Source organism: Aliiruegeria sabulilitoris (assembly GCF_001558155.1).
In the GTDB taxonomy this organism is placed as follows: Bacteria; Pseudomonadota; Alphaproteobacteria; order Rhodobacterales; family Rhodobacteraceae; genus Tropicimonas; species Tropicimonas sabulilitoris.
Genome location: NZ_LOAS01000015.1, coordinates 38,637 through 62,579, shown reverse-complemented (window position 1 = coordinate 62,579; position 23,943 = coordinate 38,637). Strand labels below are relative to the sequence as shown.

Genomic DNA, 23,943 nt, shown 5'->3' with positions numbered 1-23,943 from the left:
AGTACAGTTCGAGCCCTTTGTGAAATGTGTAGGGGGCATTGCCCCCCGCGCTCTTGCGCCGATCAGCTGCCTCGATACGTCGAGTAACCAAAGGGCGAGAGCAATAGTGGCACATGGAAATGCGTGACTTCCGACATTCCGAAGCGGATGGGCACCAGATCGACAAAGAGCGGCTCCCGCAAGACCTGCCCGCTCTCGCGCAGGTAATCGCCGGCATGAAACACCAATTCGTAGCTGCCGATTTCGAACAGGTCTTCCGGCAGGATCGGTCCGTCGGTGCGTCCATCTTGATTGGTAATCCTGCGGCCAAGGAATTCCCTTGCGTCACCTTTGATCCGAAACAGCTCAATCTCGAGGCCTGCCGCCGGTTTCCCGAGCGCGGTGTCCAGAACATGGGTCGTCAGATATCCCGCCATCGGGCTCTCCTTCTTGCGTCCGCCCCATGAAGGCGGGAAACTCGCCGCCAGACAAGCCCGAACCGGATCGGAGACCAGAATGAACCGTTATCCTCGCGACATGCATGGCCATGGCCCGACGCCCGCCAACGCCAACTGGCCGGGCAATGCCCGGATCGCGATCCAGTTCGTGATAAACTACGAAGAAGGCGGCGAAAACTGCGTGCTGCATGGCGATGCCGCTTCGGAGGCTTTCCTGTCCGAGATCGTCGGTGCGGCGGCCTGGCCGGGTCAGCGGCACTGGAACATGGAGAGCATCTATGAATATGGCGCCCGTGCAGGCTTCTGGCGGCTGCACCGGCTGTTTACGGAACACCAGGTTCCGGTGACGGTCTACGGGGTCGCAACGGCGCTGGCCCGCTCTCCCGAGCAGGTCAAGGCGATGCAGGCGGCGGAGTGGGAAATTGCGTCCCACGGGTTGAAGTGGATTGAGTACAAGGATTTCACGCCCAAGGAAGAGACCGAGCATATGCTGGAGGCGATCCGGCTGCATACCGAGGTGACGGGTGCGCCGCCGCGGGGCTGGTACACCGGCCGTTGTTCGGTAAACACGGTCGAACTGGCCGCGCGTTTTGGCAGCTTCGACTATATCGCGGACAGCTATGCCGACGACCTGCCTTACTGGATCGAGGTTGACGGGCATGACCAACTGGTCGTTCCCTACACGCTCGACACCAATGACATGCGCTTCGCCACCGCGCAGGGTTTCAACACGGGCGAAGACTTCTTCACCTATCTCAAGGACAGCTTCGACTGCCTCTATGCCGAGGGCGAAGCGGGCCAGCCGAAGATGCTCTCCATCGGGCTGCATTGCCGGCTTGCCGGACGGCCCGGGAGGCTTGCCGGGTTGAAGCGTTTCCTCGAACATGCCAGCGCCCGGGACGGCGTCTGGTTCGCGCGCCGCATTGATATCGCGGAGCATTGGGCGGCCACCCATCCGCCGCAGAAACGGCTGATGGTTCGACCGAGCGAGATGGATCGCGAGGCTTTCATCGTGGCCTTTGGCGGGATATTCGAGCATTCGCCCTGGATCGCGGAGCGTGCCCATGCGCTGGAGCTTGGCCCCGCGCACGACACCGCGACAGGCGTGCATTCCGCGCTGATCCGTGCCTTCCGCTCGGCAAGCGAAGAGGAACGGCTCGAAGTCCTGTGCGCGCATCCCGATCTCGCCGGCAAGCTGGCAAAGGCCAAGCGGCTCACCAATGAAAGCACCGCCGAACAGGCCAGCGCCGGGCTGGACGCGCTGACCGATGCCGAGCGCGACAGCTTCACGGCGCTGAACCGCGCCTATACCAACCGCTTCGGCTTCCCCTTCATCATCGCCGTGCGCGATCACGACAAGGCCGGCATTCTCGCGACCTTCCAGCGTCGGTTGAAACAGGATCGGGAGTACGAATTCGCCGAGGCCTGCCGGCAGGTCGAGCGGATCGCCGAACTGCGCCTGCAAGCGATGGAGTGGTAATGCCCGAGATCCTAACGACCCCGCTGACCTCGGAAGCGTTCGCGCCGTTCGGGGATGTCCTCGAAATCGGCGGCGAGCCCGACAAGTGGATCAATGCCGGCGCCTGCGGCCGCTATCATGACCGCGCCCGGCTCGATTTCGTCGATGGGCAGGCGGGCATTTCGCTCTTCAACGCCCAGCCCCGCAGCCTGCCCTACGCGTTCGACCTCGTGGAACGGCACCCTTTGGGCAGCCAGGCATTCCTGCCAATGACGGAGCACCCGTTTCTCGTTATCGTCGCTCCGGATGAGGATGGCAGCCCCGGCGCGCCGCGCGCCTTCCTCACTGCACCGGGCCAGGGCATCAACCTGTACCGTGGGACATGGCATGGTGTCTTGACCCCACTCCACGCCCCCGGCCTCTTTGCCGTGATTGACAGAATCGGGGAGGGCGCCAACCTGGAAGAAGTCACTTATTCGCAGCCATGGAGCGTTCGGGAACGCTGAGGGTTCAGACGTTTCGCAGCCCGTGCCGCGTAAGCAGCTCTGTCAGCAGCTTGCGGGCCGCGCGGCGGTGGGCGCGGTGCAGCCGCCCGGCGGCCTCCGCGTCGCAATTCCGGATCGCCTCGCAAACCTCGCGGTGGGCCTTGTTCGACTCTGTCGGCAAGGGCCGCAGCCAGAGCGTCACCGCCCGCGCCCGCCGCACTTGGTCGTTGTACATTGCGCAGATCGACTGGATGCGCTTGTTATGCCCGAGCCGGATCAGGGCCGAATGGAACTCCTCGTCGGCCGCGGCCCAAGCAACGCGATCCTCCGCAGCGAGCGCCTCGTCCATGTGCCGGATCGCATCCTCCAAAGCGGCGACTTCTTCGTCGGAATGGCTCGCATCGGCGGCTTTCTCGGCACAGAGGCCTTCCAGCTCGGTCAAAATCTCGTAGATCTCTTCCATATCCTTGGGCGAAACCGGCGTGATCCGCACCCCGTGCCGGGGACGAACCTCCAACAGGCCATAAGCCTCCAGCCGCAGCGCCGCCTCGCGAACCGGCGTGCGCGACATGCCCAGAAGCTCGGCCAGTTCCGCTTCCAGATAGGTGGAACCCGGCATCAGGTCGCCAGCGAAAATCATCTCGCGCAGCGTGTCCTGTGCCTTTAGCGTGTTCGACTTCGGTTTCACGGCTTGCGTCATGTGATCAGTTCCTGTCGGCATCCGGTTTCGGACGACTTGTAGATCGCGTTCTCCATCTCGAGAACTTTCAGGTAATCCCGCGCCTTGTTTTCCAGCGCTCCCTCGCCACGCAGGAAACGCGCGACATGCTCACAGAGGCGAAAGACACAATCGCCTCCGAACCGTCCGCCGTCATAGGGCGGCATCAGAACATGTTCCTGCAGGGAATTGAACCGCCGCAAATGCACCGAGCCGTCCCCCGCAAGGCGCAGGACGCCGCCGGTTCCCTCGATCAGCCCCTCGCCCATGGTCAGCCTGTGATGTTCGGCCTTGTGGTCGAGCAGGCGGTTGCCGTCGAACATCGAGCGAACCCCTTCCCCGTGATCGAACAGAATGAAACCCGCATCCTCGCCCGCAATGACCGGGTTCATCCGTCGCAGATCAGCATAGACGGATTTCACCGGCCCAAAGAGGTATCGGAAGGTGTCGACCCAATGCACCGCCGTCTCATGCACGAGGAAACGCGGCATCTGCTGGAAATAGGGCTGGCGGTCCAGGTAGGCCCGAGGCCCCTGCCCGTCGCCCGGCCGCATCCGGAAGCTGCCCTGGAGCACGTCGCCAATCTCGCCCTGCTCCATCGCCGTCTTCATGGCGCGATACCAGGGTTGCCAGCGGAAGTTCTCGTGCACGACGAGGGTGGAACCCGCGGCCTCGGCAAGCTCGGTCAGGGCGCGGGCCTCTTCCAGGTTGTTGCAGAACGGCTTCTGGCAGATGATCACCCTGCAACCGGCCGCGATTGCTTCCCGAACCGCGTTCACATGCGTTTCCGGCGCGGTTGCGATATCGAGAATGTCCGGCACGCCCGCCCTGTCGAAAAGCGCGCTCAGGCTGTCAAAGGCCGGAAACCCGGTGGCTTGCGCCTTTTCAACCGTGCGATTGGCAACAGCGCTGAGCGTGACGCCGTCCAGCCTGTCCCATGCTTCGTGATGAAAGGACGCAAAATATCCGGCACCCAGAACGGCGGCCGTCAACGCCATGATCGTCATCCCTGCTCAATCTGTTGCGCATTTTCAAGTGCATACGTAGTCTAGGCCAGAACGCGCCCGTCCCGCAAGGACACCGCCGCGATGATCACCATCAAAACCGTGGCCACCAACCGGGAGGTACAACGATGACATGGCAGGTCCATTCCGTGAAATATGCCGAGCGCAACGCGCGTATTCGGGCGGATTCCTTCCTGTTCGACGCGGACCCGACCGCGCCGCACGCGATGGATTACTTCATGTGGGTCCTGCAGGACGAAGAGCGGACGATCCTGGTCGATACCGGTTATGATTCCGCCGAAGGTGCTAGGCGCGATCGCCCCATTCGGATGGACCCGACAGAGGCCCTCGCTCCGCTCGGCATCCGACCCGATCAGATCGACACTCTCATCGTGACCCACCTGCACTACGATCATGCGGGCGGGCTGCATCTGTTCCCAAATGCCACGCTGCATATGCAAGAGGTCGAGATGGCCTATGCGACCGGGCCCTGCATGTGCCACCAGGCCATGCGCCACCCCTTCACCGCCGATCATATCTGCGAAGCGATCAAGCGGCTCTATGCTGGCCGCGTGGTGTTTTACGATGGTTCCGGAGAGGTGGCGCCGGGCGTAAGCGTGCACCGGATCGGCGGGCATTCACGGGGGCTTCAAGCGGTTCGTGTCGAAACCGAGTCCGGCCCGCTCTGCCTGGCTTCCGACGCCGCGCATTACTATGAGAATGCCTTTGCGGGGAAACTCTTCCCCATCGTGGCCGATGCCGAGGAAATGCTGCGCGGGTTCCAGACAATTCAGAAACTGGCCGTAGATCCCGGACGCTTGATTCCCGGTCATGATCCGTTGGTGCGCGAGCTCTTCCCGCGCCACGATCAGGCAGACTGGATAAACCGCCTCGATCTTGGCCCGATGCGACCGCTCCCGTTCTGACAATCTGCAGGTTAGCCGCCTGTTCGGCCGGGTGCTTTCAGCTCCAGATTCGCCGCAAAAAGCGGAGAGGTGGGAAAGAACCCACAAGGCTACGGAACATGATCTTGCTCTTGTAGCGCCGCTCGCCATTCAACATCTGGTATCCGTGCACAGGATGCATGCCGTTTTCCTCCAAATGCGTTTTCTTGTAGGCGTCAGGATAGCATCAATCGCGCCCCTTGGAAGACCTCAACAACAAAAATTGATACCTAAGGTCTAACTTTCTAGAACTGGTAGCTATCACGCGGCACCGACATCTGTCTGTCACCCAAAGATGGCAAAGAGAAAGCGCCCCGCCAGCGGCAATCGACTCATTGACGCCCAGAATTCATTTCATTAATTCATGAATTATGGAAAAGTTGACCGCAACCACGGCGTTCTTCGCCCTGTCCCAGCAGATCCGGCTGGACATATTTCGTATGCTTGTGCAGGCCGGAGAACATGGCCGCCATGCCGGCGAGATCGCCGACACGTTGGGAATTCGACAGAACACATTGTCGAACAACCTGAACATCCTGCTGAATGCAGGGTTGGTGGAACGCGTCCGCGAGGGCCGGAATATCCGCTACACGGCCGATACAAAAACGATCAGCGAGCTGCTCTCCTTCTTGCTGGAAGGGTGCTGCCAGTCGCGTCCCGAAATCTGTTTTCCCCTGATCGAACGATCCTCCAAGCGCACAGAGGCCCCCATGGCGAAAGACAGCTACAACGTGCTTTTTCTCTGTACGGGCAACTCCGCCCGCTCGCTGATGGCCGAAGCCATCATGAATCGCGAAGGCATGGGCAAGTTCCGCGCTTTCTCAGCCGGCTCCCTGCCCTCTGCCGATGGCCCGCACCCCTACACGGTCGAATTGCTGGAGAACCTCAACCACGACATGTCGGAGATTCGCACCAAGGACTGGGCCGAATTTGCCAATGAAGGCGCGCCGAAGCTCGATTTCGTCTTCACCGTCTGTGACAAGGCCGCCGCCGAGGTCTGCCCGGTCTGGCCCGGCCAGCCGATGAGCGCGCATTGGGGCGTGCCGGACCCGGTCGCGGCGCAGGGCAACGAGGCCGAGAAGCGTCTCGCCTTTGCCGACGCCTACCGGATGCTCCGCAACCGGATCTCGATCTTCACCAACCTGCCTCTGGAGACGCTGGACAAGTTCTCGCTGCAAAGGCAGCTCGACGAGATCGGCCAGACCAGGGAACTCGGCGTCGATATCTGATCTCGGGCGATCAGGAACACGCGGATCGGGGCGCTCCGATCCGAAAGGCAATTCAGAAACGACAAAGGGCCGACAGCGGCCGAGGAAAGATACATGACAAAGATCGCGATCAATGGCCTCGGCCGCATGGGCAAGCTGGCAATGCGCTCCTTTTTCGACCAGGGGATCGAGGGCGAGATCGTCCTGCTGAACGACGCCGTGGGCACGCCAGAGCAACACGCGCTGCTGATGGAATTCGACACCGTGCATGGCCGCTGGCTGGCCGATATCGCATATGGCGAGGACAGCCTCACCATTGACGGCCAGAAGATGCGCCTGACCTGCGAGAAACGCATCGAGGACCTGCCGCTTGCCGAGATGGGGATCGACGTGGTGGTGGACTGCACCGGCGTGTTCAAGACCGGCGCATTGGTACAGCCCTATTTCGATGCCGGCGTGAAGAAGGTCGTGGTCTCTGCCCCGGTCAAGGATGGCGGCGCGGTGAACCTCGTCTATGGCGTGAATCACGACATCTACAAGCCGGAGGAACACAAGCTCGTCACCGCGGCCTCCTGCACCACCAACTGCCTCGCGCCGGTTGTGAAGGTCATCCACGAGGGGTTGGGCATCAAGCATGGCTCCATGACCACGATCCATGACGTCACCAACACCCAGACCATCGTCGACAAGCCCGCCAAGGACATGCGCCGCGCCCGCTCGGCATTGAACTCGCTCATTCCCACTACCACCGGCTCGGCCACCGCGATCACGCTGATCTATCCCGAGCTGAAGGGCCGGCTGAACGGCCACGCCGTCCGCGTGCCGCTGCTGAACGCTTCGCTGACGGATTGCGTCTTCGAGGTGGAGCGCGAGACCACCGTCGAAGAAGTCAACGCGCTGTTCAAATCCGCCTCCGAGGGCGAACTGGCCGGCATTCTGGGCTATGAAACCCGCCCGCTGGTCTCCTGCGATTACATCAACGACGAACGCTCGGCGATCATCGACGCGCTCTCGACCATGGTCGTGAACGGCACGCAGGTGAAGATCTACGCCTGGTATGACAACGAATATGGCTATGCCTTCCGGCTGGCCGATGTGACCCGGCTGGTCGTGGACAACCTCTGATGACCGTTCCGGAACGAGCCCCGGGCATCCCGGCCTATATCGCTGTCACGGCTGCCTACTGGGCTTTCATGCTCACCGATGGCGCCCTGCGCATGCTGGTGCTTCTGCATTTCCATACGCTGGGTTTCTCGCCCGTCCAGCTGGCCTACCTGTTCCTGCTCTACGAGTTCATGGGCATGGTCACCAACCTCTCGGCGGGATGGATCGCGGCGCGGTTCGGCCTCACCTCGACGCTCTACGCGGGCCTCGGCATCCAGATCGTGGCGCTTGTGGCGCTGGCCGGGCTGGATCCGGAATGGGCGCTGGTTTCATCGGTCATCTACGTGATGGTTGTGCAGGGACTCTCCGGCGTGGCCAAGGATCTGGCCAAGATGTCTTCCAAATCCGCCGTGAAACTACTGGCGCCGAGCGAAGGAGACGGGCTCTTCCGCTGGGTCGCCTACCTGACCGGCTCCAAGAACGCCGTGAAGGGCATGGGCTTCCTGCTCGGTACCGTTTTGCTGGGCACGGTCGGGTTTACCGGCTCGGTGCTGGCAATGGCCGCGGTGCTGGCCGCAATCCTTGCGGCCATTGCCGCCCTGATGCCCAAGGGCCTGCCACAGGGCAAGAAGGGGGCCAAGTTCAAGGAGGTCTTCTCCAGGAACCGAAATGTGAACCTGCTCTCGCTCGCCCGCGTCTTCCTGTTCGGCGCCCGCGACGTGTGGTTCGTGGTTGGCATCCCGATCTATTTCTACGCGGTCCTTTCGGATGGCTCCGAGGCCGGCAACCGCATGGCCTTCTTCCAGATCGGCACTTTCATGGCGCTCTGGATCATCGCTTATGGCGCGGTGCAGGCCTGGGCGCCGGGGTTGCTGAAGGCCAGGGAGAAAAGCACCGACCAGATCGTCGCGCTTGCGGTGCAATGGGTGGGCCTTCTGACGTTGATCCCGGCCACGCTGGCGCTCTGTGCGCTGGTCGCAGGCGGACCCTCCACATGGCTCACACTCACGCTGGTGGCCGGACTGATGATCTTCGGTTTCGTCTTTGCTGTGAACTCCTCCGTCCACTCCTACCTGATCCTCGCCTTCACCCATGATGACCGGGTGACGATGGATGTGGGTTTCTACTACATGTCGAACGCCGCCGGGCGGCTTCTGGGCACGTTGCTCTCCGGCTTGAGCTACCAGCTCGGGGGCTTGCCGCTGACGCTGGGAACAGCCGCGCTGATGGCCTTCCTCTCCTGGCTCTCCGCTCGCAAGCTGCACGCCGCAACGCCCGCCGAGGCAACACAAGGATAAATACGAATGAGCAGCTTCGAACGCTACCTCTCCGTCTGGGTTGCACTGGCCATGGTGGCCGGCCTGATCCTCGGCAATATCGCTCCCGGCATTGTCGGTTTCGTCGCGGGGGCAGAGTTCGCCTCCGTGAACCTCGTCGTCGCGGTGCTGATCTGGGCGATGGTCTACCCGATGATGGTGGGCGTGGATCTCTCCTCCATCAAGGACGTGGCCAAGGCACCACGCGGGCTGATCATCACGCTGGTGGTGAACTGGCTGATCAAACCCTTCACCATGGCCTTCCTCGCCGTGCTGTTCTTCGAGACGATCTTCGCTCCCTGGATCGCCCCCGAGGACGCCCAGCAATATATCGCGGGCCTCATCCTGCTGGGCGCCGCGCCCTGCACCGCCATGGTCTTCGTCTGGTCCAACCTGACCAGGGGCGATCCGAACTACACGCTGGTGCAGGTGACGGTGAACGACCTCATCATGGTCATCGCCTTTGCCCCCATCGTCGCGTTCCTGCTTGGCGTGACGGATATCACCGTGCCGTGGGAAACCCTGCTGCTCTCGGTTGTCCTATATATCGTTCTGCCGCTCATCGCTGGCATGATCACCCGGGCACGGCTGGGAGATGTCGCGGCGATCGACGCCTTCAAGGCGAGGGTCTCGCCCTTCTCCGCAATGGCGCTGACCGTCACCGTCGTGATCCTCTTCGCACTTCAGGCCGAAACAATTGTCTCCCGCCCCTCGGCCATCCTGCTCATTGCCGTCCCTATCATCATCCAGAGCTACTCGATCTTTGCCGTCGCCTATGCCGCCGCCTGGGCTGCAAAGGTACCCCACCGGATCGCCGCCCCCTGCGCGATGATTGGCACCTCGAACTTCTTCGAACTGGCCGTCGCCGTCGCAATCAGCCTGTTCGGCCTCGGCTCGGGCGCCGCACTGGCAACAGTGGTCGGTGTTCTTGTCGAGGTTCCGGTGATGCTGTCCCTGGTGGCCTTTGCCAACCGAACCCGGGCGCGATTCCCGGCTTAGACCGGGTCTGGACATCCGCCAGCAAGCAAGGGCGAGCCCCCTCATCCTCTTTCCGCGAATATCCGGGCAAGCAGCGCACGCCAGAGCGAGGGGGGGAGGGCGACGCCCCCTCCCGGATGCCGCTAAGGGCGCAAACCGTCGGCAAGAGGCGATTTGACCGATTGACGCGACTCGCAAGGACCCATTTTCCTTCAACCATTCCAATGCGTTCGGAGGACGCCATGGCAGCCTTTCCAAATCTCCCGTCCCTCGCCGTCGCGCTGGCACTCAGCTTTGCCGCCAGCGGCGCCGCACTTGCCTATAGTGGCGAAATCTACGTCACTTGCGGGCTGAATCCGCAGGGCGACAATTTCCTGGCCCTGCGCCGCTGCGGTTCGACAAGCTGCGCGATGACCCACAAGCTGGGCCCGGGCACCTACATGCTCTCCTTCGAACCCTATGGGACGAATGGCTGGCGCCAGGTCTCTATCCTCAACAGCCCCGACGAACAGGATATCGCCGGCCCGACGGGCTGGGTTTACGAGCGCTATATCTGCCCGGTCAGGCCATAAACGGCCCCGGCAACAGCGCGCATCTGCGCCAGCGCCAACCCCATGTGCGCGGGCGGCGGTGGCAAATGGCTTGAGAATGGATAAGGGTGACGGGACGGGCACCCGCCCGAAGGATGCCCCATGCCCGCACCAGACGCCGTGTTCCTCAAGGGGAACCTGTTTCGCCATATCACCGTGATGACGCTGACCTCCTCGGTCGGCCTGATGGCGGTGTTCCTGGTCGATTTCATCGACATGGTTTTCATCTCGATGCTGGGCAAGGCGGAACTGGCCGCGGCAATCGGCTATGCCGGGGCGATCCTGTTCTTCACGTCCTCCATCGGGATCGGCATGGCCATTGCCGCCGGCGCGCAGGTCTCCCGGGCGCTCGGCGAGGGCGAGAAGACTCTCGCCCGCAACCGCGCTTCCACGGCGCTGGTCTGGGGGGTGATTTTCGGCTCCGCCTTTGCCGCCCTGATATGGTTGAATGTCAGGCCATTGGCCCAACTGGTGGGCGCGACGGGGGAAACGCTGGACCTCGCGGTCCTCTATCTCCGCATTATCATCCCCAGCCTGCCGCTCCTGCTCGTCGGCATGGTGGGCGGCGCGATCCTGCGGGCGCATGGTGCTGCGCGCCGGTCGATGATGGCCACAATCTGGGGCGCAGGCGTCAATGCCGTGCTGGACCCGATCCTGATCTTCGGGCTGGACATGGAACTGACCGGGGCCGCGCTGGCCTCGGTCTGTGCCCGGATCACCATCGCCCTCGCCGCCCTCTACCCGATCTTTCGCCACCATGGTGGCCTTTGCCGCCCATCACCGCGCCATATGCTCGGCGCGCTCGCCCCGCTGCTGGCAATCGCGGGCCCCGCGATGCTGACCCAGATGGCCACCCCTGTCGGGCAGGCCTATGTCACCCGTGCCATGGCGGCCTATGGCGAGGAGGCCGTCGCCGGAATGGCAATCATCGCGCGCATGTCGCCCGTCGCCTTTGCCACGATCTTCGCGCTCTCCGGGGCCATCGGGCCGGTGATCGGACAGAATTTCGGCGCCGGACAACATGACAGGGTCCGGCGTGCCTGGTTGAACGGAATGCTCTTCGCGCTGCTCGTCGTGATCACGGTCACGCTGGTGCTTTACCTGCTCAGACCATACATTGCCGCCCTGTTCGAAGCCGAAGGTATCGCCCAGACGCTGATCTACCTCTTTTGCGGGCCGCTGGCGCTGCTGTTCTTTTTCAACGGCGCGATTTTCGTCTCCAATGCCGCCTTCAATAATCTCGGCCGGCCGCTCTGGTCCACCTGGATCAACTGGGGTCGCAACACGCTGGGCACCATTCCCCTCGTGCTGGTCTGCGGCGCGGTCTGGGGCGCACCTGGCGTGCTGATCGGACAGGCGCTCGGTGGCGTGGCCTTTGCCATTCTCGCAACAATCCTGTCGGGACGGATCATGAAGCGACCACAATCACCGCCGACCAAACCGCCCTTCGCCCGCCAGGGACGTCTGCTAAGCCTTGTGAACCTGCGCCGATAGCGCGTTCAGGTGACTGTCCACGAAGCCACGCTGCCAGTCGGTGACCGGTTGGTGGCGCGGATAGCGCGGTGCGGCCCGGTCGTTCAGAATCGGGGCCGTCCAGCCGGCCGTTGTTGCAAAGAAGCGTTCGGCCCCGCCCGTCCCAAACACGTTCAGGAACCCCTGCACGACCGTATCGATATAACTCAGCAGGACGGGATGGGTGACATCGGGCGGCGCGGCATGGCTGGCCGGCACGGCATAGACCTGCGCCCGGGCGTCTGATCCGCATGCATGCAGCACCGTTTCCACCGGGTGGCGGTCATAAGCGCGCTCGCGTTCGTCCAGCGCCGCCCAATCGGCGCCGGGCACCTCGGCCACGAGACCATCGATCGAACACTCCGCCCGCTCGACCGAGAGATAGGCAACAGGCCGCAGGTTGGTATGCACCCAGACCCTGCGCCACCCATCCAGCCGCGCCGGCCGGGTGCCCGGGTAATCATGCGTTGCCCGATTTACGAGCGAACCATAGCCGAAAAACTGTCGATCCTGCATGCGGGTGATGTGTCTGGAACCGGCCACAAAGGCAAGGCTTGCCGTATCCGAAAACATTCGCTATCCCGAGTTTACCCCGCGTCGGGAGAAGCTGGACCGCAAGGTCCGGTGCCGAAGGAGCAACCGCCCCGGTAAACTCTCAGGCCAAAGGACCGCACGGGAAGAAACTCTGGAGAGTGAGGCGCAAGCCTCCGCCGAAGGGATAACGATCTCAGGCCGAAGGACAGAGGGGGCATCGAATGGGCAGGACGAGCCCGGAATCGGTGCCGGAGGATTTTCTCTGACGGCCAAATGCGAGACGACGGAGAAGGCTATTGGCGGAAGACCTGCTGAAAACCCCGTTACACGGGCTGCATCTGGAACTGGGAGCACGGATGGTGCCCTTTGCCGGCTACGAGATGCCCGTGCAATACGCCATGGGCGTGATGAAGGAACACCTTCACACCCGCGCGGCGGCTGGCCTGTTCGACGTGAGCCATATGGGCCAGGTCCTACTGACGGGCGCTGACCCGGCGGAGGATCTTGAGCGGTTGGTGCCGCAATCCATCACCGGGCTGAAGCCAAACCGGCAACGTTATGCCTTCTTTACCAATGAAAATGGCGGGATCGAGGACGACATCATGGTCGCCCGGCGTGAAGACCACCTGTTCGTCGTGGTCAATGCCGCCTGCAAGGCCGCCGATATCGCGCTCATGCGGGCCGGATTGCAGCCGTCGGAACTGGTCGAGATCACGGACCGGGCGCTGCTCGCCCTCCAGGGACCGTCCGCCGAGGCCGCGCTCTCGCGCATCGTGCCGGTGGCGCCCATGGCGTTCATGGAGGTCGGTATCTTCCCGAGCGATTTCGGCGAGCTGTGGATCTCGCGCTCCGGCTATACCGGCGAGGACGGTTTCGAGATCTCGGTTCCTGCGGATCACGCAGAAGGCTTCGCCCGTGCTTTGCTCGACATGGAGGAGGTCGCCCCGATCGGCCTCGGCGCGCGGGATTCGCTGCGCCTTGAGGCCGGATTGTGCCTTTATGGCAATGACATCGACACCACGACCGACCCGGTTCAGGCAAGCCTGACCTGGGCGATCCAGAAAACCCGCCGCGCAGGCGGCGCCCACGAAGGCGGATTCCCCGGCGATTCCATCCTGTTGCCGAAGCTTTCGGATCCAGACGATCCGGAAGATCGCCGCCGGGTCGGCATCCGTCCCGAAGGTCGAGCGCCGATGCGGGAACACGTGCAATTGTTCGAAAATGAAAAGGACGAGACGCCGGTTGGTGTCGTCTCATCCGGTGCTTTCGGCCCGACGGTCGGTCATCCGATCTCCATGGGCTACGTGCCTGCGCGCCTGTCGGCGCCTGGAACACGGATCTGGGGCGAGGTGCGCGGAAAGCGCATGGCCGCCGAGATCGTCTCCCTTCCTTTCCGTCCCTCCACCTACAAGCGCTGAGGAGCCCCCCGAAATGATCAAGTACACCGAGGACCATGAATGGTTGAGCCTGGACGGCGATATCGTCACGGTCGGCATTACCGACCACGCCCAGGAGCAACTCGGCGATATCGTCTTCGTGGAACTTCCCGAGGTCGGCACCCAGGTCTCCAAGGATGACGAGATCGTGGTGATCGAGTCGGTGAAGGCCGCCTCCGATATCGTGGCGCCGGTCGATGGCGAGATCGTCGAGATCAACGAAGCGATCATCGACACGCCCAGCAAGGTCAACGAAGATGCCGAGGGCGAGGCGTGGTTCTTCAAGGTGAAGATCGACGATGCCAGCCAACTCGACGCCTATATGGATGAGACCGCCTACAAGGAACTGACCGCCTGAGGCACGCCCTTCCGGGCACGCCGGTTCCGACCAATCCGCCTGGTCACGAGGCCGGGCAGCGCCGCCCCCGCTCCCAGCGGGCGGGGGCGGCGCTCCGCCTTTTCCCGCGGCGATGATCTCGCCTCCGCGCTTGCAACACCATCCCAAACCGAACGGGAGCCCCGCCTTGCCTTTCCAGCCCACCGACTACCAGCCCTATGATTTCGCAAATCGCCGTCACATCGGCCCCTCGCCCGAAGAAATGGCAGAAATGCTCGCCGCGATTGGCGTGGACAGCCTGGACACGCTGATCGACCAGACAATTCCAGCCGATTTCCGCCAGCAAACGCCGCTCGACTGGGCGCCCATGGCCGAAGGCGAGATGCTGGTGAAGATGCGCAAGGTCGCCCGCCGCAATCAGGTGCTGCATTCGCTGATCGGACAGGGCTATTATGGCACCGTCACGCCGCCGGCGATCCAGCGCAATATCCTCGAAAACGCGGCCTGGTACACGGCTTACACGCCCTATCAGCCCGAAATCGCCCAGGGCCGGCTTGAGGCGCTGCTGAACTTCCAGACCATGATCGCCGATCTGACAGGCCTGGAAATCGCCAACGCGTCGCTTCTGGACGAAGGCACCGCCGCCGCCGAGGCCATGGCCATGGCGCAGCGCGCTTCGAAATCCAAGGCGACGGCCTTCTTCGTCGATGCCAATTGTCACCCGCAGACCATCGCCGTTGTCGAGACCCGCGCCCACCCGCTCGGGATCGAGGTGATCGTGGCCCCGGTGGACGAGTTGGACGCCAGCGCCGTCTTCGGCGCCCTGTTCCAATACCCGGGCACCGATGGTGCGCTGCGTGATTTCACGCCGGAAATGGAAGCGCTGCATGCCAACAAGGCCATCGGCATCGTCGCTGCGGACCTACTGGCGCTGCTTCTGCTCAAGGAGCCCGGCGCGATGGGCGCAGATATCGCCGTGGGCTCCGCCCAACGGTTTGGCGTGCCCATGGGTTATGGCGGCCCGCACGCCGCCTACATGGCCTGCCTCGATCAGTACAAGCGCGCCATGCCGGGGCGGATCGTCGGTGTCTCCGTCGATGCGCGCGGCAACAAGGCCTATCGCCTCTCGCTTGCCACCCGCGAGCAGCATATCCGCCGCGAGAAGGCCACGTCGAATGTCTGTACCGCGCAGGCGTTGCTGGCGGTCATGGCAAGCTTCTATGCCGTTTTCCATGGCCCCCGCGGCCTGCGCGCCATTGCCGAGCGCGTCCACATCATGGCCGCACGTCTGGCCGAAGGGCTGCGCAATGCGGGCTTCGATGTTGCCCCGGACGGGATTTTCGACACGATCACGGTCGATGTCGGCCCGCTGCAAGGTGCCATCCTGCGTTCGGCGCGGGCCGAGGGCATCAACCTGCGCAAGTTCGGTGACACGAAAATCGGCATCTCGGTGGACGAAACCTGCGTGCCCGACACGATCGAGCGCGTCTGGCGTGCCTTCGGCATCAATGACAGCTTCGGTGAGCCCACCCGCGTCGCCCTGCCCGAGGAACTGCTGCGGGAGAGCGACTACCTCACCCACCCGATCTTCCACCTCAACCGCGCCGAGGCCGAGATGATGCGCTACATGCGCCGCCTCGCGGACCGGGACCTCGCCTTGGACCGGGCGATGATCCCGCTCGGCTCCTGCACGATGAAGCTCAACGCCGCCGTGGAGATGATGCCGATCACCTGGCCCGAATTCGGCCAGATCCACCCCTTCGTGCCGGACGATCAGGCCGAGGGCTATGCCGAGATGCTGACAGACCTCTCGGCCAAGCTCTGCGAGATCACCGGCTATGACGCCATGTCCATGCAGCCCAATTCGGGCGCGCAGGGCGAGTATGCGGGCCTGCTGACCATTGCCGCCTATCACCGCTCCCGCGGCGAGGCGCGCGATATCTGCCTGATCCCGAAATCCGCCCATGGCACCAACCCGGCCTCCGCTTCCATGGCGGGCATGAAGGTCGTCGTGGTGAAATCGGCGGAGAACGGCGACATCGACCTGGAGGATTTCCGCGCCAAGGCGGAAGCCGCAGGCGACAAGCTCGCCGCCTGCATGATCACCTACCCCTCCACCCACGGCGTCTTCGAAGACACCGTGCGCGATGTCTGCGCGATTACCCATGAACATGGCGGGCAGGTCTATCTTGACGGGGCGAACCTGAACGCGATGGTGGGGCTTTCCCGGCCCGGCGATCTCGGCTCCGATGTCAGCCACCTCAACCTGCACAAGACCTTCTGCATCCCCCATGGCGGCGGTGGTCCCGGCATGGGCCCGATCGGGGTCAAGGCGCATCTGGAGCCCTTCCTGCCCGGCCACCCGGTGACCGGCGGCCGCGAAGGCCCGGTCTCGGCGGCGCCCTATGGCTCGGCCTCGATCCTGCCTATCTCCTGGGCCTATGTGCAGCTGATGGGCGGCGAGGGCATCACCCAGGCTACCAAGGTCGCCATCCTCAGCGCCAACTACATCGCCGCCCGCCTGAGTGGCGCTTATGACGTGCTGTTCAAGGGCAAGGGCGGGCGCGTCGCGCATGAATGCATCCTCGACACCCGGCCCTTCGCCGAGGCCGGCGTGCAGGTCGATGATATCGCCAAGCGCCTGATGGATAGCGGCTTCCACGCCCCCACCATGTCCTGGCCCGTGGCCGGCACGCTGATGGTGGAGCCGACCGAGTCCGAGACCAAAGCCGAACTCGACCGTTTCATCGACGCAATGCTGTCGATCCGCGCCGAGATCGGCGCCATCGAGGCCGGCGAGATCGCCTATGAGCAAAGCCCGCTGCACTTCGCGCCGCATACTGTCGAGGATCTCATCGCAGACTGGGAGCGCGCCTATCCGCGCGAACAGGGCTGCTTCCCGCCGGGCTCCTTCCGGGTGGACAAGTACTGGCCGCCCGTGGGCCGGGTGGACAATGCCTATGGTGACCGCAACCTCGTCTGTACCTGCCCGCCGGTGGAAAGCTACGAGGACGCGGCAGAGTAGGCCCCCGCACGCCGAAGGCGTGCCACGCCCGACGGGAGGGGGAGCATCTGCGATGCTTCCCTGACGGTCGGGAGCCCGCTCTTTCCCAACGATCCAAGCCAAAGAAAATCCGTTGGAACCGGGCGCCGCATGATTTACCTCTCGCAGCCGGGCAGACGCTGTCCACGCCGCGACACCAGATCAACCAAGGGGGCGATCATGACGCCAGAACAGGTCGAAAAGCTCTTTACCCGTTCCGACGAAAGCTACAGTTTCGCGCGCTGGTCGCGGCCGATCGTTCCCATCGTCTTCGGTGTTGACGATGCCACCCTATCGACCGTCAAGGGCGCCTGCGAAGCCGTTGTCACGCTGGCCGGCCACAAGATGGCCGAAACGGACCCGGAGATGGGCGCCAACCTGATGATCTTTTTCTTCCGGGAATGGGAAGAGCTTCTGCAGGTCCCCGATCTCGACCGCCTCGTGCCCGAACTGCCCCCCCTTGTTGAGCGGCTGGTCGCGGCAAAAGCCAACCAGTACCGCATGTTCCGCTTCGAAAAGAATGGCGCCATCCGGGCCTGTTTTCTGTTTCTGCGGATGGAGTCCGAACTCTCGGAACTGCCCGCCGAGGATCTCGCCCTGTCGCAGATGGCCCAATCCCTCCTACTCTGGTCCGACCGTGCCTTCACCGAACGCTCCCCGCTCGCGCTCACGCCCGAAGGCCATGTCGTCCTGCATCCCGAAATTGCCGGCGTGATCCGCGCCGCTTATGATCCTGTCATGCCCGAAGCCGCCAGCGACGCGAGCCACGCGCTCCGACTGGCCGCGCGGCTCGGCGCCACCAGCTGACGGGCGCCAGCCACGGAATCTCACGAGAAGCGGCTGCGCGACCTTTTCGGACTTGTCGGTACTGCCTTGAATTGCAGGGACTGTCCGGACAGGATCCAGCTGCACGGACTTTCCGCGCGGCCGTGTCCAACCTAGCACCCTTCCGACAAGAACCGGATCAGCAGAATGCCCCATCTTCACCAGTTACGCGTCTATTACGAAGACACCGATATGGCGGGGATTGTCTACTATGCCAATTACCTGAAATTCATCGAGCGCGGCCGGTCCGAATGGGTGCGCGAGATCGGGGTCGACCAGAACACCCTCAAGGAGCAGCACGGTCTCGTCTTTGCCGTGCGCCGCGTGGAGGCCGATTACCTGTCGCCGGCGCGCATGGACGACATTCTGATCGTCGAAACCCGGCTATCGGAGATCGGCGGCGCCCGTTTCGTAATGGATCAGAAGGTGCTGTGCGACAGCAGGGTTCTGTTTACCGCGCGGGTCACCGTTGCGGTCATGAACCTTGAGGGCAGACCGCAACGCCTGCCCGTGGATATCCGCGCGCTCATGACATTTGCGGAAAAAGACTAGCCAGGAAACGGCGCTACGTTCGGGACGATGGGCTTTGGAATGCGACCCGGCCCGGTTGGGGTGTTGTGAAGAAAACACGCCCGACCCTGCTTCTGAATTTCGCGGCTGGCGAGAAGGGGCCTAGCTGCCGATAAGATGCCCAAGCCTGTCCCAATGGCTGGGTGGAACATCCCCTTTCACCCTCGCCCCGCGCATCTGCTGCGCGGGGCGAAACTTTTTCCTCAAACCGCGCCAGCTGCATATCGGAACATCAACGAAGTGTTTCAGGCAAAACGCCTCGTCGCCTTTCCGCCCGCTTGAGCGACTCTGCGGATCGTGCCTCTGGCCGGGGTGTTATCGGGAAAGATGAAGGGCGAGGGCGAAATCCATCATCTCTCAACAAATATCCTTGGGGGAACGACCGCAAGAGCGTGCGGGCAAGCCGCCCTCGGAGATTGGAATCCGGTCGAATGAAGTCTGGATTGCGCCAACGAAAAAGCCCCGCGTTGTAAAACGCGGGGCTCTTGATCGATGGCTTGGACAGCGTGGATTACTCCATCGCCTCCAGCAGGTGCACGAGGTCGGCAACGAATTTCTCCGCCACGTCCTTGCTTTCACCCTGCGCCTCTCCGGCACGTTTGCGGGCCTCTTCGAGAAAGCCCTCCAGAGCCGCCCGAGCCGTGCCCTGTCCGTCTCCGACAGTGGCAAATTCGGCGAGAACCGACGCTGAATCGGCGTTGATCTCGGCGAAACCGCCGGTCACCGCATACTGGGTGACGGTTCCGTCAACCCCGGTTGCCTTCAGCAAGCCGGGGCGCAGCGTGACGATGACCGGCGCGTGGTCGGGCATCGCCGTCATATCGCCTTCGGCGGCCGGAATCTGGACCTGGGTGGCCTCAAGCGACGCGAGCCGCTTTTCCGGGCTTACCAGATCGAACTGCATCGTGTTGGCCATAAGCCCTCCTTATGCGGCGTCCGCCGCCATGCGCTCGGCCTTGGCAACCGCTTCCTCGATATCGCCGACCATGTAGAAGGCGGCTTCGGGCAGGTGGTCGTACTCGCCGGCGACAACCGCCTTGAAGGAGGCGATGGTCTTTTCGAGCGGCACCTGCACGCCCGGGAAACCGGTGAAGACCTGGGCCACGTCGAAGGGCTGCGACAGGAAGCGCTGGATCTTCCGGGCGCGGGCCACGACGAGTTTGTCCTCTTCGGACAGTTCGTCCATGCCGAGGATCGCGATGATATCCTGCAGCGACTTGTAGCGCTGGAGGATACCCTGCACGTCACGGGCAACCTTGTAGTGCTCATCGCCCAGAACCGCCGGGTCCATCAGACGCGAGGTGGAGTCGAGCGGGTCCACGGCCGGGTAGATGCCAAGCTCGGAAATCGCGCGCGACAGAACGGTCGTGGCGTCGAGGTGAGCGAATGACGTGGCCGGCGCGGGGTCGGTCAGGTCGTCCGCAGGCACGTAGATGGCCTGAACCGAGGTGATCGAGCCACCCTTGGTCGAGGTGATCCGCTCCTGAAGCTGGCCCATGTCGGTGGCCAGTGTCGGCTGGTAGCCCACGGCGGAGGGGATACGACCCAGAAGCGCCGAACACTCGGAGCCGGCCTGGGTGAAGCGGAAGATGTTGTCCACGAAGAACAGAACGTCGGTGCCGGACTGGTCGCGGAACTGCTCGGCCAGCGTCAGGCCGGACAGGGCAACACGCATACGGGCTCCCGGCGGCTCGTTCATCTGGCCGTAGACCAGGGCCACCTTGGAGTCCTCGAGATTGTCGGGCGTGATGACGCCGGATTCGATCATCTCGTGGTAAAGGTCGTTACCCTCTCGGGTCCGCTCGCCAACACCGGCGAACACGGAGAAGCCCGAGTGCACCTTCGCGATGTTGTTGATCAGCTCCATGATGAGAACCGTCTTGCCCACGCCGGCGCCGCCGAACAGGCCGATCTTGCCGCCCTTGGCGTAGGGCGCCAGCAGGTCGACGACCTTGATGCCGGTTACGAGGACTTCGGATTCGGTCGACTGCTCGGCGAATTCCGGAGCCGGCTGGTGGATGGCGCGGTACTCGGTCGCCTCGACCGGGCCGCCTTCGTCCACGGGTTCGCCAACGACGTTCAGGATCCGGCCGAGGGTCGCGTTGCCCACGGGAACCTGGATCGGACCTTCGAGATCCTTCACCTCGGCGCCGCGGACGAGACCTTCGGTCGCGTCCATGGCGATGGTGCGCACGGTGTGCTCGCCGAGGTGTTGGGCAACCTCCAGAACGAGGCGTTTGCCGTTGTTATCGGTTTCAAGGGCGTTCAGGATCTCGGGGAGTTCGCCGTCGAAGTGGACGTCGACGACGGCGCCGATGACCTGGGTCACTTTGCCAATGCTAGCCATGTGCTATGTGTCTCCAGTTTCTCAGAGCGCCTCGGCGCCCGAAATGATTTCGATAAGCTCGTTGGTGATGACGGCCTGACGCGAGCGGTTGTACTCGATCGTCAGCTTGTCGATCATCTCGCCGGCATTGCGCGTGGCGTTATCCATCGCGGACATCCGCGCGCCCTCTTCCGAGGCGCCGTTTTCCAGCAGGGCGGTAAAGATCTGGGTCGACACGCCGCGGGGCAGCAGGTCGGCCAGGACACCCTCTTCGCTGGGCTCATAATCGTAGAGCGCGCCCGCCTCGGCACCCTCTTCGGGCGCCTCGAACGTTGCGGGGATGATCTGTTTGACCGTCGGCTCCTGGGAGATCACCGAGATGAACTTGTTGTAGAAGATCGTGCAGACGTCGAACTCGCCGGCGTCGTAACGGTCCATGAGGTCCTTGGCGATAGCCGAGGCATTCCCGTAACCGACCTTCTTCACTTCGCTCATGTCGACGTGATCGACAAAGAGGCTCCTGTAATCACGCTTGAGCTGCTCACGGCCCTTCTTGCCGACGGTGAGGATCTTCACCGTCTTGCCGGCGGCCTTGAGCTCTTCGATCTTCAGCCGTGCGGCCTTGACGATCGTGGAGTTGAAACCGCCGCAGAGTCCGCGCTCCGAGGTCATCACGACCAGCATATGCACCTGGTCGCTGCCCGTCCCGGCAATAAGCCGGGGCGCGCCGTCGTTGCCGCCAACGGAGGCGGCGAGGCCGGACATGACGGCCTCCATGCGCTCGGCGTAAGGCCGGGCGCTCTCGGCCGCATCCTGGGCCCGCCGCAGTTTCGCGGCGGCCACCATCTGCATGGCCTTGGTGATCTTTCGCGTCGACTTGACGCTATCGATCCGGTTTTTGAGGTCCTTAAGGCTGGGCATCTACCATTCCTCGCTTACGCGAAGCCCTTGGCGTACTCTTCCACCACGGCCTTGATGCGGTCGGACGCCTCGCCCTTGATCTTCGGATCTTCTTTGGTGATCCAATCAAGCAGGTCGGCATGCTTGCCACGGACGAAGTTCAGCAGACCGGCTTCGAAGCGGCTGACATCGGCGACGGCGATCTTGTCGAGGTAGCCGTTCACGCCGGCATAGATGACCAGGACGATCTCCGCGTTGGTCAGCGGCGAGTACTGCGGCTGCTTCATCAGTTCGGTCAGGCGTGCACCACGGTTCAGCAGCTGCTGAGTGGAGGCGTCGAGATCGGAGCCGAACTGGGCGAAGGCGGCCATCTCGCGATACTGCGCAAGCTCCAGCTTCACCGGGCCGGCGACCGACTTCATCGCGTTGGTCTGGGCCGAGGAGCCCACGCGCGACACCGACAGACCGGTGTTCACGGCCGGGCGGATGCCCTGGTAGAACAGCTCGGTTTCCAGGAAGATCTGGCCGTCGGTGATCGAGATCACGTTGGTCGGAATAAAGGCCGACACGTCGCCGCCCTGAGTTTCGATGATCGGCAGCGCGGTGAGCGAGCCGGAACCGTTATCCTCGTTCAGCTTGGCCGAACGCTCCAGCAGGCGGGAGTGCAGGTAGAAAACGTCACCCGGGTAGGCTTCACGCCCCGGCGGGCGGCGCAGCAGCAGCGACATCTGGCGATAGGAGACGGCCTGCTTGGACAGGTCATCATAGATGATCAGAGCGTGGCGGCCGTTGTCGCGGTAATACTCGGCCATTGCGGTGGCGGAGTAAGGAGCGAGGAACTGCATCGGCGCCGGGTCGGAAGCGGTCGCGGCCACGATGGTGGTGTATTCGATGGCTCCCGTCTCTTCGAGCTTCTTCACCAGCTGAGCAACGGTCGAACGCTTCTGACCGACAGCCACGTAGATGCAGTAAAGCTTCTTGGACTCGTCGTCTCCAGCGGCGTCGTTATAGGCCTTCTGGTTCAGGATCGTGTCGAGCGCCACGGCGGTCTTGCCGGTCTGGCGGTCACCGATGATCAGTTCCCGCTGGCCACGGCCGATCGGGATCATGGCGTCCACGGATTTGAGGCCGGTCGCCATCGGCTCGTGCACCGATTTACGCGGGATGATGCCGGGAGCCTTCACGTCGGCAACGCGACGCTCGGCGGCCTCGATCGGGCCCTTGCCGTCGATCGGCGCGCCGAGACCATCAACCACGCGGCCGAGCAGGTTGTCGCCGACCGGAACGTCCACGATGGCCTTGGTCCGCTTGACGGTGTCGCCTTCCTTGATGTCGCGGTCCGAACCGAAGATGACGATACCGACGTTGTCGACTTCGAGGTTCAGCGCCATGCCCCGGATACCGCCGGGGAATTCGACCATCTCGCCGGCCTGAATGTTGTCCAGACCGTGAACGCGGGCAATACCGTCACCAACCGACAGCACCTGACCGACTTCGGCGACTTCGGCTTCCTGTCCGAAGTTCTTGATCTGGTCCTTGAGGATCGCGGAGATTTCCGCAGCTTGCAATGCCATTACCCGACCTCTTTCATAGCGTTCTGGAGAGAAGCGAGCTTCGCACGGACCGACGTATCGATCATCTTGGAGCCCACTTTGACAATAAGACCGCCAATGAGGCTTTCATCGACGGTGGAATTCAGCTTGATGTCCTTGCCGAAGCGGGACTTCAACATCTCGGCGACGGCGCCGGCCTGTGCTTCGTTCAGCGCGGTCGCGGAGGTCACCTCGGCGGTGACTTCGCCCTTCTCTTCGGCGATCATCGCGCTCAGGGCGGCCAGCAATTGCGGCAGCACGAAAAGGCGGCGTTTGGACGCCATCAGCGCGAGCGTATTCTTGGTGGTGCCGTCGAGGCCCATGGCCTCGGCAACGGCCGTAATCGCGGCCGTCTGCTGGTCGCGGGAATAGATCGGGGAACCGACCATCGCCCGCAGGTCTTCCGAGGCATCAACCGCGGCCGACAAGGCGTCGGTATCGGCTTCGAGGGCGGCTAGCTTGCCCTCGTCCTTGGCTAGTTCGAACACCGCGAGCGCGTAGCGTCCGGCGATGCTGGAGGAAATCGAAGCCGTTTCTGACACGTCCACCCCTCTGCTGTTGATGCATCCGGGCTCAAGCCCCCGGACACAATTTGTTCCGGTGGAAACGACTGTTCCCCCCATAA

General features: G+C 63.2%; 23 protein-coding genes and 1 riboswitch. Of the genes, 14 read left to right on the top strand and 9 right to left on the bottom strand.

Features of this window, described 5'->3' with window-relative positions; genetic code table 11:
• Nucleotides 1–62: 62 nt before the first annotated feature.
• A complete protein-coding gene (gene uraH / locus AX756_RS15385; RefSeq protein WP_068313351.1) occupies nucleotides 63–416 on the bottom strand; it encodes a hydroxyisourate hydrolase in 354 nt (117 codons plus the stop codon).
• A gap of 79 nt (nucleotides 417–495) precedes the next feature.
• Here uraH and puuE point away from each other — a divergent pair, with 79 nt between their 5' ends.
• Together puuE and AX756_RS15375 are read left to right on the top strand one after the other, a co-directional pair.
• Entirely contained in the window at nucleotides 496–1,917 is a 1,422-nt protein-coding gene (puuE, locus tag AX756_RS15380; RefSeq protein WP_068313348.1) for an allantoinase PuuE, read from the top strand.
• A complete protein-coding gene (locus tag AX756_RS15375) occupies nucleotides 1,917–2,402 on the top strand; it encodes an ureidoglycolate lyase (RefSeq protein WP_068313346.1) in 486 nt (161 codons plus the stop codon). Before puuE ends, AX756_RS15375 begins: the two co-directional genes overlap by 1 nt.
• A gap of 4 nt (nucleotides 2,403–2,406) precedes the next feature.
• On the opposite strand, the gene AX756_RS15370 is transcribed toward AX756_RS15375, so the two are convergent.
• Both AX756_RS15370 and AX756_RS15365 read right to left on the bottom strand, forming a co-directional pair.
• Complete coding sequence (locus AX756_RS15370) at nucleotides 2,407–3,081, bottom strand: GntR family transcriptional regulator (protein WP_068313343.1); 675 nt, start codon at nucleotides 3,079–3,081, stop codon at nucleotides 2,407–2,409.
• Nucleotides 3,078–4,097, bottom strand: coding sequence for a Gfo/Idh/MocA family protein (locus AX756_RS15365; protein WP_156461515.1), 1,020 nt, complete (start codon nucleotides 4,095–4,097; stop codon nucleotides 3,078–3,080). Before AX756_RS15365 ends, AX756_RS15370 begins: the two co-directional genes overlap by 4 nt.
• 134 nt (nucleotides 4,098–4,231) lie before the next feature.
• On the opposite strand from AX756_RS15365, the gene AX756_RS15360 reads away from it, so the two are divergent.
• From AX756_RS15360 to AX756_RS15330, 7 genes are all read left to right on the top strand, one after another.
• A complete protein-coding gene (locus AX756_RS15360) occupies nucleotides 4,232–5,029 on the top strand; it encodes an N-acyl homoserine lactonase family protein (protein ID WP_068313338.1) in 798 nt (265 codons plus the stop codon).
• Nucleotides 5,030–5,418: 389 nt separating this feature from the next.
• Nucleotides 5,419–6,276: a metalloregulator ArsR/SmtB family transcription factor gene (locus tag AX756_RS15355; RefSeq protein ID WP_068313335.1), complete on the top strand. Its 858-nt coding sequence runs from the start codon at nucleotides 5,419–5,421 to the stop codon at nucleotides 6,274–6,276.
• A gap of 93 nt (nucleotides 6,277–6,369) precedes the next feature.
• On the top strand, nucleotides 6,370–7,380 hold the full coding sequence (locus tag AX756_RS15350; RefSeq protein WP_068313332.1) for an ArsJ-associated glyceraldehyde-3-phosphate dehydrogenase: 1,011 nt from the start codon (nucleotides 6,370–6,372) through the stop codon (nucleotides 7,378–7,380).
• Nucleotides 7,380–8,657 (top strand): organoarsenical effux MFS transporter ArsJ, encoded by a 1,278-nt coding sequence (arsJ, locus tag AX756_RS15345; protein WP_068313330.1) that lies wholly within the window; start codon nucleotides 7,380–7,382, stop codon nucleotides 8,655–8,657. The genes AX756_RS15350 and arsJ overlap by 1 nt, the downstream gene beginning before the upstream one ends.
• A gap of 6 nt (nucleotides 8,658–8,663) precedes the next feature.
• Entirely contained in the window at nucleotides 8,664–9,674 is a 1,011-nt protein-coding gene (gene arsB / locus AX756_RS15340; protein WP_068313327.1) for an ACR3 family arsenite efflux transporter, read from the top strand.
• A gap of 221 nt (nucleotides 9,675–9,895) precedes the next feature.
• Entirely contained in the window at nucleotides 9,896–10,225 is a 330-nt protein-coding gene (locus AX756_RS15335; protein WP_068313324.1) for a hypothetical protein, read from the top strand.
• 120 nt (nucleotides 10,226–10,345) lie between these two features.
• On the top strand, nucleotides 10,346–11,737 hold the full coding sequence (locus AX756_RS15330) for an MATE family efflux transporter (protein WP_068313321.1): 1,392 nt from the start codon (nucleotides 10,346–10,348) through the stop codon (nucleotides 11,735–11,737).
• On the opposite strand, the gene AX756_RS15325 is transcribed toward AX756_RS15330, so the two are convergent.
• Nucleotides 11,711–12,328: a gamma-glutamylcyclotransferase family protein gene (locus tag AX756_RS15325; protein WP_321186409.1), complete on the bottom strand. Its 618-nt coding sequence runs from the start codon at nucleotides 12,326–12,328 to the stop codon at nucleotides 11,711–11,713. The genes AX756_RS15330 and AX756_RS15325 overlap by 27 nt on opposite strands.
• A 14-nt stretch (nucleotides 12,329–12,342) precedes the next feature.
• A riboswitch (glycine riboswitch) is annotated at nucleotides 12,343–12,436 on the top strand.
• A 149-nt stretch (nucleotides 12,437–12,585) separates the two neighbouring features.
• Between AX756_RS15325 and gcvT the strand changes: the two genes are divergently transcribed.
• The 5 genes from gcvT to ybgC all read left to right on the top strand — a co-directional run bounded on the left by gcvT (nucleotide 12,586) and on the right by ybgC (nucleotide 18,482).
• A complete protein-coding gene (gcvT, locus tag AX756_RS15320) occupies nucleotides 12,586–13,707 on the top strand; it encodes a glycine cleavage system aminomethyltransferase GcvT (RefSeq protein ID WP_082739132.1) in 1,122 nt (373 codons plus the stop codon).
• A gap of 16 nt (nucleotides 13,708–13,723) precedes the next feature.
• Complete coding sequence (gcvH, locus tag AX756_RS15315; protein ID WP_068313575.1) at nucleotides 13,724–14,083, top strand: glycine cleavage system protein GcvH; 360 nt, start codon at nucleotides 13,724–13,726, stop codon at nucleotides 14,081–14,083.
• A gap of 166 nt (nucleotides 14,084–14,249) precedes the next feature.
• On the top strand, nucleotides 14,250–17,087 hold the full coding sequence (gene gcvP / locus AX756_RS15310; RefSeq protein WP_068313318.1) for an aminomethyl-transferring glycine dehydrogenase: 2,838 nt from the start codon (nucleotides 14,250–14,252) through the stop codon (nucleotides 17,085–17,087).
• A gap of 198 nt (nucleotides 17,088–17,285) precedes the next feature.
• On the top strand, nucleotides 17,286–17,912 hold the full coding sequence (locus tag AX756_RS15305) for a hypothetical protein (RefSeq protein WP_068313315.1): 627 nt from the start codon (nucleotides 17,286–17,288) through the stop codon (nucleotides 17,910–17,912).
• 165 nt (nucleotides 17,913–18,077) lie between these two features.
• Nucleotides 18,078–18,482 (top strand): tol-pal system-associated acyl-CoA thioesterase, encoded by a 405-nt coding sequence (gene ybgC, locus AX756_RS15300; RefSeq protein WP_068313313.1) that lies wholly within the window; start codon nucleotides 18,078–18,080, stop codon nucleotides 18,480–18,482.
• A 529-nt stretch (nucleotides 18,483–19,011) separates the two neighbouring features.
• Here the strand turns inward: ybgC and AX756_RS15295 are convergent.
• The 5 genes from AX756_RS15295 to AX756_RS15275 are packed head-to-tail and all read right to left on the bottom strand — an operon-like array spanning nucleotide 19,012 to nucleotide 23,860.
• Complete coding sequence (locus AX756_RS15295) at nucleotides 19,012–19,416, bottom strand: F0F1 ATP synthase subunit epsilon (RefSeq protein WP_068313310.1); 405 nt, start codon at nucleotides 19,414–19,416, stop codon at nucleotides 19,012–19,014.
• A gap of 9 nt (nucleotides 19,417–19,425) precedes the next feature.
• Complete coding sequence (gene atpD / locus AX756_RS15290) at nucleotides 19,426–20,847, bottom strand: F0F1 ATP synthase subunit beta (protein WP_068313308.1); 1,422 nt, start codon at nucleotides 20,845–20,847, stop codon at nucleotides 19,426–19,428.
• 21 nt (nucleotides 20,848–20,868) lie between these two features.
• Complete coding sequence (locus AX756_RS15285) at nucleotides 20,869–21,747, bottom strand: F0F1 ATP synthase subunit gamma (protein ID WP_068313305.1); 879 nt, start codon at nucleotides 21,745–21,747, stop codon at nucleotides 20,869–20,871.
• A gap of 14 nt (nucleotides 21,748–21,761) precedes the next feature.
• Nucleotides 21,762–23,300 (bottom strand): F0F1 ATP synthase subunit alpha, encoded by a 1,539-nt coding sequence (gene atpA, locus AX756_RS15280; RefSeq protein ID WP_068313302.1) that lies wholly within the window; start codon nucleotides 23,298–23,300, stop codon nucleotides 21,762–21,764.
• A complete protein-coding gene (locus AX756_RS15275; protein WP_068313571.1) occupies nucleotides 23,300–23,860 on the bottom strand; it encodes a F0F1 ATP synthase subunit delta in 561 nt (186 codons plus the stop codon). Before AX756_RS15275 ends, atpA begins: the two co-directional genes overlap by 1 nt.
• Nucleotides 23,861–23,943: the final 83 nt, after the last annotated feature.

Bases quoted from the DNA above. Each gene is read 5' to 3' on its own strand.
- AX756_RS15370 (WP_068313343.1), bottom strand. From the start codon at position 3,081: ATGACGCAAGCCGTGAAACCGAAGTCGAACACGCTAAAGGCACAGGAC.
- arsB (WP_068313327.1), top strand. From the start codon at position 8,664: ATGAGCAGCTTCGAACGCTACCTCTCCGTCTGGGTTGCACTGGCCATG.
- AX756_RS15335 (WP_068313324.1), top strand. From the start codon at position 9,896: ATGGCAGCCTTTCCAAATCTCCCGTCCCTCGCCGTCGCGCTGGCACTC.
- AX756_RS15295 (WP_068313310.1), bottom strand. From the start codon at position 19,416: ATGGCCAACACGATGCAGTTCGATCTGGTAAGCCCGGAAAAGCGGCTC.
- AX756_RS15365 (WP_156461515.1), bottom strand. From the start codon at position 4,097: ATGGCGTTGACGGCCGCCGTTCTGGGTGCCGGATATTTTGCGTCCTTT.
- atpA (WP_068313302.1), bottom strand. From the start codon at position 23,300: ATGGCATTGCAAGCTGCGGAAATCTCCGCGATCCTCAAGGACCAGATC.
- AX756_RS15375 (WP_068313346.1), top strand. From the start codon at position 1,917: ATGCCCGAGATCCTAACGACCCCGCTGACCTCGGAAGCGTTCGCGCCG.
- puuE (WP_068313348.1), top strand. From the start codon at position 496: ATGAACCGTTATCCTCGCGACATGCATGGCCATGGCCCGACGCCCGCC.
- AX756_RS15360 (WP_068313338.1), top strand. From the start codon at position 4,232: ATGACATGGCAGGTCCATTCCGTGAAATATGCCGAGCGCAACGCGCGT.
- atpD (WP_068313308.1), bottom strand. From the start codon at position 20,847: ATGGCTAGCATTGGCAAAGTGACCCAGGTCATCGGCGCCGTCGTCGAC.
- AX756_RS15285 (WP_068313305.1), bottom strand. From the start codon at position 21,747: ATGCCCAGCCTTAAGGACCTCAAAAACCGGATCGATAGCGTCAAGTCG.
- ybgC (WP_068313313.1), top strand. From the start codon at position 18,078: ATGCCCCATCTTCACCAGTTACGCGTCTATTACGAAGACACCGATATG.
- uraH (WP_068313351.1), bottom strand. From the start codon at position 416: ATGGCGGGATATCTGACGACCCATGTTCTGGACACCGCGCTCGGGAAA.
- AX756_RS15350 (WP_068313332.1), top strand. From the start codon at position 6,370: ATGACAAAGATCGCGATCAATGGCCTCGGCCGCATGGGCAAGCTGGCA.
- AX756_RS15325 (WP_321186409.1), bottom strand. From the start codon at position 12,328: ATGTTTTCGGATACGGCAAGCCTTGCCTTTGTGGCCGGTTCCAGACAC.
- AX756_RS15330 (WP_068313321.1), top strand. From the start codon at position 10,346: ATGCCCGCACCAGACGCCGTGTTCCTCAAGGGGAACCTGTTTCGCCAT.
- AX756_RS15355 (WP_068313335.1), top strand. From the start codon at position 5,419: ATGGAAAAGTTGACCGCAACCACGGCGTTCTTCGCCCTGTCCCAGCAG.
- arsJ (WP_068313330.1), top strand. From the start codon at position 7,380: ATGACCGTTCCGGAACGAGCCCCGGGCATCCCGGCCTATATCGCTGTC.
- AX756_RS15305 (WP_068313315.1), top strand. From the start codon at position 17,286: ATGACGCCAGAACAGGTCGAAAAGCTCTTTACCCGTTCCGACGAAAGC.